The sequence below is a fragment of the Cysteiniphilum sp. 19S12-1 genome, from assembly GCF_052030685.1.
Classification (GTDB): Bacteria; Pseudomonadota; Gammaproteobacteria; order Francisellales; family Francisellaceae; genus Caedibacter.
Window position 1 is genome coordinate 38,587 of record NZ_JBQAJM010000009.1, and the last position, 12,719, is coordinate 51,305.

At 37.4% G+C, this 12,719-nt stretch carries 12 protein-coding genes; 5 read left to right on the plus strand and 7 right to left on the minus strand.

Annotated features, from left to right (window positions below; translation table 11 throughout):
• Positions 1-49 precede the first annotated feature (49 nt).
• The 3 genes from ACTS4L_RS04420 to dgt form a co-directional block, all read right to left on the minus strand.
• Entirely contained in the window at positions 50-1,108 is a 1,059-nt protein-coding gene (locus ACTS4L_RS04420) for a ThiF family adenylyltransferase (protein ID WP_440615556.1), read from the minus strand.
• A 140-nt stretch (positions 1,109-1,248) separates the two neighbouring features.
• Positions 1,249-2,346: a DNA replication/repair protein RecF gene (recF, locus tag ACTS4L_RS04425; RefSeq protein WP_440615557.1), complete on the minus strand. Its 1,098-nt coding sequence runs from the start codon at positions 2,344-2,346 to the stop codon at positions 1,249-1,251.
• A gap of 13 nt (positions 2,347-2,359) precedes the next feature.
• Positions 2,360-3,736 (minus strand): dGTP triphosphohydrolase, encoded by a 1,377-nt coding sequence (gene dgt, locus ACTS4L_RS04430; protein WP_440615558.1) that lies wholly within the window; start codon positions 3,734-3,736, stop codon positions 2,360-2,362.
• Positions 3,737-3,993: 257 nt separating this feature from the next.
• Here dgt and ACTS4L_RS04435 point away from each other — a divergent pair, with 257 nt between their 5' ends.
• The 4 genes from ACTS4L_RS04435 to ACTS4L_RS04450 all read left to right on the plus strand — a co-directional run bounded on the left by ACTS4L_RS04435 (position 3,994) and on the right by ACTS4L_RS04450 (position 8,052).
• A complete protein-coding gene (locus tag ACTS4L_RS04435) occupies positions 3,994-4,476 on the plus strand; it encodes a hypothetical protein (protein WP_440615559.1) in 483 nt (160 codons plus the stop codon).
• 95 nt (positions 4,477-4,571) lie between these two features.
• Positions 4,572-5,033, plus strand: a complete 462-nt coding sequence (locus tag ACTS4L_RS04440) for a hypothetical protein (protein ID WP_440615560.1) — start codon at positions 4,572-4,574, stop codon at positions 5,031-5,033.
• 28 nt (positions 5,034-5,061) lie between these two features.
• The gene (locus ACTS4L_RS04445) at positions 5,062-5,577 is read left to right on the plus strand and encodes a hypothetical protein (RefSeq protein WP_440615561.1); all 516 of its coding nucleotides are present in this window, start codon (positions 5,062-5,064) and stop codon (positions 5,575-5,577) included.
• A gap of 3 nt (positions 5,578-5,580) precedes the next feature.
• A complete protein-coding gene (locus tag ACTS4L_RS04450) occupies positions 5,581-8,052 on the plus strand; it encodes a TcfC E-set like domain-containing protein (protein ID WP_440615562.1) in 2,472 nt (823 codons plus the stop codon).
• Between the two features lie 4 nt (positions 8,053-8,056).
• On the opposite strand, the gene ACTS4L_RS04455 is transcribed toward ACTS4L_RS04450, so the two are convergent.
• Together ACTS4L_RS04455 and ACTS4L_RS04460 are read right to left on the minus strand one after the other, a co-directional pair.
• Positions 8,057-8,818, minus strand: a complete 762-nt coding sequence (locus ACTS4L_RS04455; protein ID WP_440615563.1) for a hypothetical protein — start codon at positions 8,816-8,818, stop codon at positions 8,057-8,059.
• A gap of 102 nt (positions 8,819-8,920) precedes the next feature.
• Positions 8,921-10,255 (minus strand): chloride channel protein, encoded by a 1,335-nt coding sequence (locus ACTS4L_RS04460; RefSeq protein WP_440615564.1) that lies wholly within the window; start codon positions 10,253-10,255, stop codon positions 8,921-8,923.
• 111 nt (positions 10,256-10,366) lie between these two features.
• Here ACTS4L_RS04460 and ACTS4L_RS04465 point away from each other — a divergent pair, with 111 nt between their 5' ends.
• Entirely contained in the window at positions 10,367-10,678 is a 312-nt protein-coding gene (locus ACTS4L_RS04465; protein ID WP_440651747.1) for a YciI family protein, read from the plus strand.
• Here ACTS4L_RS04465 and sufD read toward each other — a convergent pair.
• Both sufD and sufC read right to left on the minus strand, forming a co-directional pair.
• Positions 10,675-11,913, minus strand: coding sequence for a Fe-S cluster assembly protein SufD (gene sufD / locus ACTS4L_RS04470; protein WP_440615566.1), 1,239 nt, complete (start codon positions 11,911-11,913; stop codon positions 10,675-10,677). The two genes, ACTS4L_RS04465 and sufD, sit on opposite strands and share 4 nt — an antisense overlap.
• 10 nt (positions 11,914-11,923) lie before the next feature.
• Complete coding sequence (sufC, locus tag ACTS4L_RS04475; protein ID WP_440615567.1) at positions 11,924-12,667, minus strand: Fe-S cluster assembly ATPase SufC; 744 nt, start codon at positions 12,665-12,667, stop codon at positions 11,924-11,926.
• Positions 12,668-12,719: the final 52 nt, after the last annotated feature.

Below are 12,719 nucleotides of genomic sequence, written 5' to 3' on the forward strand. Positions count from 1 at the left end.
TTTCCTTTTACTTAGTTTTTATTTTGTCAATACCGCTTAATAATTTAAGTTAATAACATATCTCTTTTTGTTGCTCTTTAAAGTAACGAGCAATGCCGCCTTCATAGTTATAGACGTTTTCAAAGCCAAGCTCAATAAGCTTTTGTGCAGCCTTTTGACTTCTAACGCCAAGTTTGCAAATCACTATAATTTTTTGTGCTTTACTTATACCTTCTGGCACAACACCTTGCAACACTTGCGCCAACGGCAGATGTTCTGCTTTAACGTCTAAGGCAGCAATATCAAGCTCCCATGCTTCGCGCACATCAATAATCAATGCCTCTGGATCAAGCTGATATGCCTTTTGTACTTCGATTACTGTATTATTGTTTTGCTCAAGACCAAAATCATGTGTTACACAACCCTTGCAATTTGGATTGCGTCTAAACCCATAATTTTGCCAAGTCAATGCATCACTATCAAATATCATTAGATGCTGCTTAATCTCTTTGCCTAAAAAGAAATTCACTGCCATATTTGCTGCCATCGTGCCAACGACACCGACACTTGCGCCCAACACCCCTGCTTCTGAGCAATTTGGCACTAAGTGAGCCGGAGGTGGCGATGGATATAAACAACGATAGCAAGACTTTGTGGGATCAAAAAAACTTAATTGCGCCTGTGATTTAAGCACACTGGCACTAATAAAGGGTTTATTAAACTTGCAACATGCGTCATTTACTGCATAACGCGTTTGAAAATTATCACTGCCATCGATGATTAAATCATAGGTTGTAAAAAGCTCGCACGCACGCTCAAAATCTAAGCGCTCATTATATTCGATCAACTCAATATCACTATTAATTGCTGATAAATGATTTACTGCAGTCGTTGATTTTGCAACGCCCAAATCATTTTCGGTAAATAAGATTTGTCGTTGCAAATTAGATAATTCAACCACATCAAAATCAACAAGTCCTAAAACACCAACACCAGCTGCTGCCAAATACATCGACACAGGAGAGCCAATGCCACCACAACCGATAATACAAACGCGCGCATTTTGTAATTTTTGCTGTCCTTCAATCCCCATAACCGGAAAATGACGTTGATAACGTTTATAATTCATAAGATATATTCATCAAACTCTATATGATGCCATCAATTATAACCGCTCTAAGCAAGCTATCAATTCAACAACTAGCACTTTCGATCTAAAAACCTTGTAATATTGTTGTTACGAGCAGGCAAACTAAATAGTTATAATAGCTAATCCAATTTTTCACAAACATTATTTTGTAACTGAAAATGTGCAAACTCAATATTATTTAGCAAACTTTGTAAATGCTCTAATTTAATTGCTGTCATAATGATTTGTGCATTAATATGCATCAACTTATTAAGCACTTTTTGTAAATGCATTTGATCTAGCTCTGAGTGCAGGTCATCCACAAGATAAATACAACCGGTTTGATGTTCTTTTGAAAATATCTCACCTTGTGCTAGTTTCAACGCTGATATCAAAATCTTCTGCTGACCGCGCGAAAGAATATCTTGCGCTGGATGACCTTTGACCTTAAAGCGTAAATCGGCGCGATGCACACCATGACTGGTAACACCTGTTTTTGCATCACTGACATAGCTCGATGTTAATACTTCCGCTAAGCTTTTATCCTGTGACCAACCACGATAATAGCTCATGTCAATAACAAGTTCGCTGTTAAATTCTTTAAGAATTGACATGACTTTAGGCATTAAAATCTCAAAGTATTCAAGTCGTGCCTGATCTAAACTTTCTGATTTAGCAACAAGCTCTTGATCCAAAATTTCTATATAGCTTAATGGATAACCTTGCTTTAATGCCGCATTACGCTGCTTAATCAAACGTTTTGATTGCTGCCATAATGTTAAAAATTGAGGCTTATGATAAAAAGCCCCCCAATCTAGAAGTTTAGAGCGTTGTTGCGCGCCACTATTTATTAAGCTAAAGCTCTCAGGATTAAACAGTTGTACAGGCAATGCACGTGTTAACTGTGCTTGCGATTGTGCATCTTCAGCATTTAATTTCACGATACTTTTACTGTGTTTGTCACGCATGCTAGCAAGCGTTTTTTCTTTTAAATCATTCGCTCCATAACCACTATAAAATTTAGCAAACAGTTGAAAATTATCTTTTTCATGCTCGATGATTCGCGCAAGCTGTGAGCTTCTAAAAGAACGCCCCATCGATAAAAAATATATAGCTTCTAAAATAGAGGTTTTGCCACTGCCATTTTGCCCACAAACAACATTCACTCGCGGATGCAATGCCAATGAGGTATTGGCTAAATTACGAAACTGAAAGATATTAAGTGCGCTGATATACATAAACGAGAAAAGCTTAAACCGGTTTAAAAATGCTTTGCACAGATGACGAGGTTAAACGATTATGTAGCTCAATCGCATAGCGATCAGTCATGCTTGCTATAAAATCACTGATGACTCGCGCACGATTAATCTGATCATCTGGGTCAAAGGCATAAAAAATCTCACCAATATCTTCAGGCAAAAGGGATGTCTCTATCTGTGAGTTAATTAATATATCAAATAATGAAGAGATAATCTCACGCCCTTGATAACGCACAACATTCATCTTGGGTGAGCTAATCACCATAAAGTAGACAAAAAGCTTTAATACTTCGACTTGTTTGTAAACGTCTGACTCAAGAGAAACTGAGGATAATACTGGACAAGTCTCATCATAATTAAGGGATACATGTGAAATACAATAATGCACAAGGTTTGAAGTGAATTTTGTGCGTAAATAGCTTGAAGTAGCCAGTTTTTTTGCCTGCTGATAAATATCGTCAAATTTAGCATCAAAATCGATAATCCCTTCAAATATTGATTTTAAAATCGCTTTAATCTCTGTGATTGATAAATAAAGCCCATCAAGCTCAGCTTGCTGCTGTACTTTTATAAGTACTTTTTCTTCGGCATTAACCATTGATAATGGATCTAAAAAACCACCCTTGAAAGCGTCCTCAATATCATAAGTCGAATACGCAATATCATCTGCCAAATCCATAATTGAGCATTCTATTGTCTTAAACTTGCTCCCATGCAAGGCATCTAGAGGATAACCAAAAAGCACATGTTGTTTAATTTTCTCAACCATTGCCTTTTCGCTGGCATAGTACCCTTTTATCGGTCGATCACTCGAGCTAATAATATAACTAGGAATCTCTTTGTCATATTTGAGTGTTGCCGCCAAGGTACGATGTGTTAAATTCAAGCCAAAACGATTATCCTTACCTGAATGAATAGGTCCCTCGCCTTTAAACACTTTTTTCTCGGTTTTTGCTAATAACCTTAACGTTTGCGCATTGCCCTCAAAACCACCAAATTCACGCATTTTAGCATGTAATGCTTTCTCGCCATTATGGCCAAAGGGTGGGTGTCCAATATCATGACACAATGCTGCTGTCTCGACTAAGTCAGTATCCAAGTCTAAGTCAAAGCGTGAGTTTAATCCTGTTGCAATGGATTTGGCAACTTGCGCCACTTCCAGCGAATGCGTTAATCTGTTTCTAAAAAATTCACTTTCAGAACAAGGAAAAATCTGTGTTTTGCCTTGCAGACGCCTAAAAGATGCTGAGTGAATGACACGTGCATAATCACGACGAAAGGCAGAAAAATGCTCTTTTGGATGTGATTCATACACACCACGATAATAATCTTTTTCCTGATAAAGTGATCTTTTTAGCTTGCTTGACATAACTGTCAATATTTCCTGTTGTTAACTTAATTTCTAACACAACAGCAGTGTAACTGATTGTTTGTGCTTTTCACAGCGCTTCGTGCACTGTCAGGCATAGTATTGACGTTTTTTTGTTTGTCATTACTTTACAGAGTTAATAAATCTACGTAATAATAAGCGCGTTGTTGCATAAGCTGTTATTAGCCGAGCATCAGCAAATTAGGTTTGATAAATCCTTAAGGAAAATAATAAGAATACACAAAGGAGCATAATTTATGAAGAAAGTTTTAGTTGCAGTATTCACAGTAGGTGCGTTGTTATCGATTTCAGCTTTTGCTAAAGAGGCAGGCAAATCTGAAGTTGTTGTTGAAGCAAAAAGCATTCTTGGTGATCTTAGCATGAACCAAAAGATTGTTATTTCAGCTGCTGACGTTGCTGCAGGCAAAGACAAAACTTTTGATTTGGCCGAGTTCTGCACATATACCAATGATAAAAATGGCAAAGTAACGGTTGATGTTTCAAATAATGAGAAGAAATTTGCAGTTGTCGGTACCAAAGGTGAAGGTCAGCTACCTTACACGCTTGTGATCAATAAAACGCCTGTCAAATATGGTAAAAATGAACTGGTTGTTGATGCTAATGATTTACCATCAGGCTGTAAAACCAAAGAAGCGGTTTCTATGACATTTAAAGGTGCTGATATTCGCAATGCAAAAGCTGGGACATATAATGCCTCTTTGAATTTAAGTGTTGCTTAACAACACGTATTCAATTAAATTTTTCAGTACATAAGTAAAACCATAAGGGATATCTTTTTAGAGAGTCCCTTTTGTTATTTATAAGGAATAAAGCCATGAAATTAATGCGTATATTCGCAGGTCTTTTGTTACTGACCATTAGTACATCTTCTCTTTTTGCTGGTGCGGTACTTGATGTTGTTAAACCTGATGTTGTCATCAACCAAAAAGTTAAACGTGATTATATTCCACTGACTAACATTGGTAATAGCAAGGGTACCTTTATTGTACAAGTTAAGAATGTAACGGATCCTAAAAACATTATCACTTATAGCAATAAAGAACTTAAAAATCTACCTGTTATTATCAGCCCGATATTAATTCGTAATTTAGGCGCTGGCAATAATAAGCGTATTTCAGTGCGTGCAAAGGGTAAAGTCACTAAACCTATGAAACTACAGTTAGTGATTAGTGAATATAAAAAGTCAGCTGATGACAAAACGGCAGTTGCCGACGATGCAGCAGGTATTGATGTGCAAGGATCTATCCATTATATTGCCAACATTGTAATTGGTTAATAATCGATACTAAATCATGGGAGGCTAAATGACAGCATCAAGCAAACGTCTTGCTTTTATTTTTTTTCTTGCTGCCTTTACCCCTGCAACCCTAACGGCTTATCAGTTCAAGAACAACTCAAAATACTATGAGCGCCCAACTAAAAAAGAACAAGAAAACCCACGTTTCGTGGTTGGCAATCTGACACTCAATGAAAAAATCGTTATTAGTGCAGATATGATCACCAAAGGTCGGGATCAAATTATTCCTATAGGCACTTTCTGCGCTTATCACAAGGGTAATAAAAGCTTTCCTTTACGCGTTACCACAAATGAAGGTAAATTCATTGCTAAAGGTTTAAACAATCAAGGCAATCTACCTTATCGTATTTTAATTAACAAGATACCAATGCCTTACAACCAGATTCAGGCCATTCAAACAAATAATCACAACGTTAATGAATGTCAACTTTATGAAACCATTGCCATTAAATTCTCCAAACATGCGATTCAAAATGCCAAAGCTGGACGTTACCAGCTGTCATTAATTCTGCAAAGCAGATAAGTCATGCCTATTATTTATCAGCTCTTTTGCAAGAATAAGGTCAAGCAAATTGCTATCTATTTGAGCATCGCGCTATGCCACTGTTTATTTTTTGGCATGACACCTAAAATTTCTGCTGCCTCAGATTTACCGCCTGGCTTTGAAGACTTTATTGAAGATGATGAAACAAGCCTTGTTACTATTGTTTTTGGTAAAGAAAAACTACTAGAGACAACAGCCACTTTTAATGATGATGAAATTACTTTTGATGAACCTGATCTTATATTACAAAAACTTAAACCCTATATTGCAAAAACTGCCCAACATTTACTATTGCAGGAGATATCAACACCACAAAAAACCAATGGCGAACGTAATTGCAGCAATGGTCCCAATTGTGGCTTTATTCGTCCACAAACATTGGGCGTTATTTTTGATCGCAATAATTATCGTGCGCAACTGTTTATTAATCCCAAATATCTTCTGACACAAGATGCCGTTCCTGCTAAATTTCTGAAAGATTCAACCGCAGGCTTTGGCATGCTTAATCTATTCCAACTGGGTCTATCAGGTAATAATGATCAGAACCACTCGATGGCTTTAAATCACAATGGTTATTTAGGCTATGGTAACTGGCATTTGGATTATAAGGATAACTTCACCTATTCCGTCACCCCTGGGCAGCCACCAATTAAGCAATTTCAGTTTCGTGACTTTGATCTAAATTGGCGCCATAAACAGTATCACCTATCAATAGGCTTACAAGATACAGTAGGCACAATGATCATCCCAAGTTTACAAATTATCGGCGCTAGCGTTCAAACCAATCTTGAGCTTTTGACTAACTTAAATGAGCAAATTGCCACACCAGTTGAAGTCAATATCATTGTGCCTAGCTATGTTGATGTTTATCGTGGTAATACCTTAATTGATACCCAGTATTTCCCACCAGGGAATCATTTTCTTGATACACGTAGTTTTCCCTCAGGTGCTTATATGCTACGCCTTGAAACACGCACATTGACCAATCAAACCTCTAATAAACAAGTTTATTTTATTAAGACCAACGCATTACCACTTTTGACGTTACCTAATTATTACATAAGCTATGGGCGTTTGGCTGAACTTGTTTCAGGGACGACTTTTCCTACCCTAACCGATCTTAATGTACTGACGTTTGAAGCTAAACAGCGCTTAAGTAAATCTTTTGGTATTGGTGAGCATATAACCATGTTTAATCAACAAGAAGCCATTGGTGAGTTTATGTTCATGATGGAGTTGTCACATTTAAGTTTGTATAACTCACTTGCTGTGAGTAATTTTGGTGATCTTGGTCTTGCTTTTTCTATTGCGGGTAACGTATCAGGCGTGACATTGAATACTTTTTTCCGACAAACCTGGGTTAAAGAAAATAGTAGTAGCTATATCAATCAGTATTTTGAAGACACACAAACCAGTAATACAAATATTGGCACATCATTGTCCTTTAATTGGCATGACATTAACTTCACAACTTCATTAAGCTATGCCTATATCGATAATAACTTCCAACACGATATTGGTTTTGGTATTGCTAAAACGCTAAGCTTCGGAGACAACAATGACTTAACACTCTCGTTATCTTTAGATCACTCAAAAAGCAACAAAAGCGCCTTCTTACAATTAACATGGAGCTTTGCCACACAAAATGGCTGGTATATGGCAGCAGGTCTTGAAGGTCAAGTAAGTCAACAAAGTGAGAAAGAAGTACAAAGAGAGGAAAACATTAAACTCAATATTGGCAAAGAGTTTGCAGGTAGTGACTATCAAAATGATGTAGGTGTCAGCACTGAAGTCAATCACAACACCCAATACTATTCACAATATGCAAGCACTAGCAATCGCTACTTTAATTCACTACAACAGCTTAATTTGGCACAATCAAAACATGATAAATCTGTCATTAGCTACAACATTCAAACATCAAGCTCACTTGCCTACACACCAATAACCAACTGGGGAATTAGTGGCTCAGATAATCGCAGTGGTGTACTTATTTATGTTAATGCAGATATTCCTAGTAAATATACCATCTATGTTGATGGCAAAGAAAATGCAATCATCGATAGTAATGAGAGTTACTTTGTACCAATGTCAGTATATAAAGAGCATAACGTACAAGTTCAAGCGCATGAAGTCACCTTAAGCGTTCCTAACAATGACCGCGATATTATCCTTTATCCAGGTAATGTTGAAACGATTGAGCTTAATGCTAAACCTGCTGTTTTAATCATGGGCAACTTTGTGAATAGACAAGGGGAAATACTCAGTTATGCCAAAATAACGGGTGGATTAGAGCCCAGTGAAACTGATGCCGATGGCTTTGCACAAATTGATGTCATACTAGGAGATAAACTTACCCTTGGGACCAAGGATGGACAAACTTGCACAGTCAACGCTAATGATTTAGAGGCAGAAGATGGCATTGCTTTCCAAGATGAAATCATTTGTGAGTAATCAACTACTTCTTATGCTTAAGCGCATTTTTTAATTGATCAAAGCTAATCATTGATTCATGATCGGTTTCTTTTCTTGCAATCAGTTCATTACCTTTATAGCCATAGCCATAAAACACTTCATAACTTAGCGACAACCCGAGTTTTTCCAGTCGCTGACAAAAACTTTGCCAACGAACTTTACCCGTCAAGGTTTTACGCATTTTGGTATCAGCTAAAGGCTCATTTAATGCGCGAATATCAGAAAATAAGGTGTCGATGGTTTCATATTCGAGCCTTAACGTTTCAGCATCCATTACCACACTTTGATATTGCTCCTTTTTTAATACATCCCCAACATCATGCATATCAAGCATTTGATTAATATGAGCCATACCATCAATAAGCTGCCAAGCTTTTTTGATCTCTTGCAAACTGCTACTTCCAAAACTGGTAAAAACCAAGACCCCTTGCGACTTTAACTGCTTATACCAGCTTCTTAATTGTGCATTGATATTTGCTGCCTGTTGAATTTTACACTGTGAAATAATCACATCATAAGCTATCTCTGAATTTAGCGTGTGATGTATTGTTGCATTCGGATAAAGCTTTTTAATTTCTGACAAATGCAAGTCTAATCCTTCAATAAAAACATAGTTAGGGTTTAATTTAATAAAGCTTAATTTATCTAATAAGCGCTCAGCAATTTCATTTTTTATAAAGCTATCATTAACAAAACGCCGCTCATATTGTTGATGTTTTTTTTGGAATAATGATTGATCAAACATATTTATTAAAACCTATAGCAATTACATTTATTTTTTAACTTCCACCCTCCGACTTCGCTCAGGGTCGACTATCAAAACTGTTGAACGAATATTTGACTTAATCTATTTCTGTTCACGCAACTTATCTAAATAGCGCAATGACAGCATATGATAAATGGGTTCTTTACAGATCACACGTGAAGAAGCCGTACCTAGAAGAGCTGCCAACATAATGGGTAATAGCATCCCACTTGAGACATTTTGTGTCATCTCAGACACGATGATAAAGCAAGTAATTGGACTTTGCACGACACCAGAGAAATAAGCAACGGTTCCAATTAAGATAATTGCTCCAGCATATTTAGGATCAAAAAAACTACTCATCATGTGTCCAAATCCAGCCCCTGCTGATAAAGATGGCGCAAAAATCCCCCCTGGAATACCACTAACAAACGACAATAAAGTGGCAATCATTTTCCATAAGCCAAAGAAAATAGATACATGGACATCATGACCATTTAATAGTGCTACCGCTGTTTCTTTACCACTACCGTAAATAACGCCACTCGTGCACACACCAATTACCGCAATAACAAAACCGATGCTCCCTGCGAATAACACCGGATGCTTGCGAATAATTCCAACGACCGCGGCTGATACAAATAATAGCATTCGACTGAATAATCCACCCAAAAAACCACAAACAACAGCAACAATAATAAGCACGATCCAGCCACCGCCTAAAATATCTAAGGTTGCAGAACTTGCGCCAAAGTAGGCGTAATTGCCCATAATCTCTAAAGATACAAAACCACACAATACGACGGTGGTAATCATCGTACCGGTAATGCCTTTATCAAACGACCCTGCTAACTCTTCGATCGCAAAAACAACCCCTGCCAAAGGTGCGTTAAAGGCCGCAGCAATCCCAGCAGCACCTCCGGCTAATAATAAACCTTTTTCCGTGTCTTCACGGTTAAACTTCTCTAATCGCCCTAGAAAGTGCATAACTGATGCACTTAATTGAATCGTCGGTCCCTCACGCCCAATCGAGGCGCCACTTAAAAAGCCTAATGCGGTTAATAAAAATTTGCCCAATGCAATACGCATTGACACCATCTTGCTACGTCGTTGCATATTTTTAACTTTGAGGGCTGTCATCACTTGGGGAATACCACTACCTTCAGCCCCATCAAAATAGGTTTTAAGCAAATAAATAATCACCATAAAGCCAATTGGCATAATAAATAAAGGCCAATAAGGATGATCTTGACTTAACTCATTAAAACTGTCGTTGAGATTGTCACATAGATAAGCAAACAATACACATATCAATCCAACAAGAATCGCCCCACCCCAGAAGATCAAACGCCTTCGCCAAAGTGATAGAGACATGAGTTTGCGTGATTCAGTGAAAATCTTATCTTTTTTTAACGCTTTTAAATCAAAATATTTCATGAAAACTGTCTTTACCACTCTAAGCAAAATTGCTGATGCTATTTTACGCTTTAGTTTCTTGAAAAAAAAGTACAAACAGCTTAATAACTATGACAAAATTAACCACACATCATGTTAACTCAAGTGAAATCGATGAAACAAACGCATATTATTACCATCACCTATACTTCACCTGCTGAAGTTATAGACCAAGTGAGAGCAAAACATCGCACGTTCTTAGATCGCGGTTATGAAAAAGGGCTATTTATAGCCTCAGGACCTAATAGTTCACGCAATGGTGGCGTGATATTAGCCTCAGGCGATTTAGATGAAATCAAAGCATTACTGCAGGAAGACCCCTTTATTACTGAAAAGGTAGCAAGTTACAGCTATCATAGTTTTGATCCTGTTAAGCATGCAGAAGCCTTTAAGGCCTTTATTTAAACTAAGTGTTTAATATGCCCCTCAAGACTATCAAGATAGCTCTCAATCGTTGATTCATCGCGATTTAATAAAGTAATGAGCTCCTTGACAAATCCTTCGATAAGTAGGCTTGTTGCTTGATCTTTATTAATACCACGTGATTGCAGATAAAATAGCGCCTGTTGATCAAGTTGACCAATCGTGGCGCCATGACTACAAACCACATCATCGGAATAAATTTCAAGTTCAGGCTTGGTGTTGATTTCTGCAGTATTTGTTAGCTGAATGTTGCGATTATTTTGTAATGCTTTGATGCTGTGTAAACCTTTAGCAACATATGCCTTTGCATTAAAGGTTGCCGATGCCTTACCACCAACAACACCACGAAACGCGACATCACTTTGCGTATTTGATGCATTATGTTTGACATTAATGTGATAATCGGTTTTTGCATTATGCGTTAAAGCGTAGATACCCTTTGCATTAAAAACAGCGCCTTCACTTTGCAAATCCACATCAAACTCAATGCGCTTAAGGGCGGCATAAGCTGCCATTTGAAATGTTTCATAATAGGCATTTTTAGCTATTGAGAGTTTTAGTTTATGCGTCACCAATAACTGCTCCAGACTTTTGTTTGCCAAGGCATCATAGCAGCACTTCGCACCCTCTTTCAGATTGATATTGCTACAGATATTGGCTGCTGAATAGGTGTCACTTAATGCGATAAAATTCTCACAAATCATACACTCTGCATATTCATCAATCATCAAAGTATGTTGATAGTTAACCAACATCTTCTGACTATTATCGGTATGTAAATACGTCATGACAATAGGTTTGGTCAAACACGTATTTTTCTTAACCTGAATCGTCACACCGCCTAAATATGAGGCGATGTTTAGATTAGACAGTGCATCATTATTTTCACGCTTAGGCTCTAGTGACAAACTATCATTAATAATTACACCATCAATGTCATCAACATAAGCAAGCTGACCATCAACAAAAACAATATTATGCATATCCGTATTTAGATTAATCATTGACAATGTTTCGTCAATATTTGTACTAACCTCAAGCTTAACTTGAGTAATACCATACTTTCTATACAAAGCAGTTAAATCGGTATAGCGCCACTGTTCATTTTTTTTATTTGGAAAGCCTTGATCAATAAATGCCTGCCATGCACTTTCACGCTGTTTAATCGCACCATCTGGCAGATTAAGCTTAGAAATTGGCTGTTCTAATTGCAACATATTGCGCTCCTTAGTCATTAATCCAAGCATAACCTTTATCTTCAAGCTCAAGTGCGAGCTCTCGACCACCTGATTTAACAATTTTGCCATCTGCTAAAACATGAACGAAATCAGGTGCAATATAGTTCAATAAACGTTGGTAATGGGTAATAACAATAAAGCCACGCTCACCATTGCGCATATGGTTCGCACCTTTTGATACCACCTGCAACGCATCGATATCAAGCCCTGAATCTGTCTCATCTAGAATACAGACTTTAGGCTCAAGCATCATCATTTGCAGCATTTCATTACGCTTTTTCTCGCCACCTGAGAATCCTTCATTTACACCACGCTTCATATATTTTTGATCCATTTCGAGGATATCCATATTCGCACGTAGTTTTTTCATAAAGCTCATTGCATCAAGCTCGCTTTGCCCTTTGGCTTTGCGTGTGCTATTGACGGCTGTTTTTAGAAATTGCGTGTTACTCACCCCAGGGATTTCAACTGGATATTGAAAACTTAGAAACACACCAGCATGCGCACGTTCTGAAGCATCCAATTCAAAGATATTCTGACCATTTAATAATACTTCACCTTCAGTGACTTCATAACCTGGTTTACCCGAAAGCACATTACCCAATGTACTTTTACCTGCACCATTTGGTCCCATAATTGCGTGGACTTCACCTGGTTTAATCTCAAGATTAATTCCCTTTAGCAGTACTTTATCTTCTACTCTGGTATGTAAATTTTTAATCTCTAACAACATATCGTTACTTCGCTTTTTTTATTTTGATTTATTTCTTACTCTTGCATTTTCT

What these genes read in the sequence shown, in the direction of transcription:
- ACTS4L_RS04420 (WP_440615556.1), bottom strand. Translation starts at nt 1,108, where the DNA reads ATGAATTATAAACGTTATCAACGTCATTTTCCGGTTATGGGGATTGAA.
- recF (WP_440615557.1), bottom strand. Translation starts at nt 2,346, where the DNA reads ATGTATATCAGCGCACTTAATATCTTTCAGTTTCGTAATTTAGCCAAT.
- dgt (WP_440615558.1), bottom strand. Translation starts at nt 3,736, where the DNA reads ATGTCAAGCAAGCTAAAAAGATCACTTTATCAGGAAAAAGATTATTAT.
- ACTS4L_RS04435 (WP_440615559.1), top strand. Translation starts at nt 3,994, where the DNA reads ATGAAGAAAGTTTTAGTTGCAGTATTCACAGTAGGTGCGTTGTTATCG.
- ACTS4L_RS04440 (WP_440615560.1), top strand. Translation starts at nt 4,572, where the DNA reads ATGAAATTAATGCGTATATTCGCAGGTCTTTTGTTACTGACCATTAGT.
- ACTS4L_RS04445 (WP_440615561.1), top strand. Translation starts at nt 5,062, where the DNA reads ATGACAGCATCAAGCAAACGTCTTGCTTTTATTTTTTTTCTTGCTGCC.
- ACTS4L_RS04450 (WP_440615562.1), top strand. Translation starts at nt 5,581, where the DNA reads ATGCCTATTATTTATCAGCTCTTTTGCAAGAATAAGGTCAAGCAAATT.
- ACTS4L_RS04455 (WP_440615563.1), bottom strand. Translation starts at nt 8,818, where the DNA reads ATGTTTGATCAATCATTATTCCAAAAAAAACATCAACAATATGAGCGG.
- ACTS4L_RS04460 (WP_440615564.1), bottom strand. Translation starts at nt 10,255, where the DNA reads ATGAAATATTTTGATTTAAAAGCGTTAAAAAAAGATAAGATTTTCACT.
- ACTS4L_RS04465 (WP_440651747.1), top strand. Translation starts at nt 10,367, where the DNA reads ATGTTAACTCAAGTGAAATCGATGAAACAAACGCATATTATTACCATC.
- sufD (WP_440615566.1), bottom strand. Translation starts at nt 11,913, where the DNA reads ATGTTGCAATTAGAACAGCCAATTTCTAAGCTTAATCTGCCAGATGGT.
- sufC (WP_440615567.1), bottom strand. Translation starts at nt 12,667, where the DNA reads ATGTTGTTAGAGATTAAAAATTTACATACCAGAGTAGAAGATAAAGTA.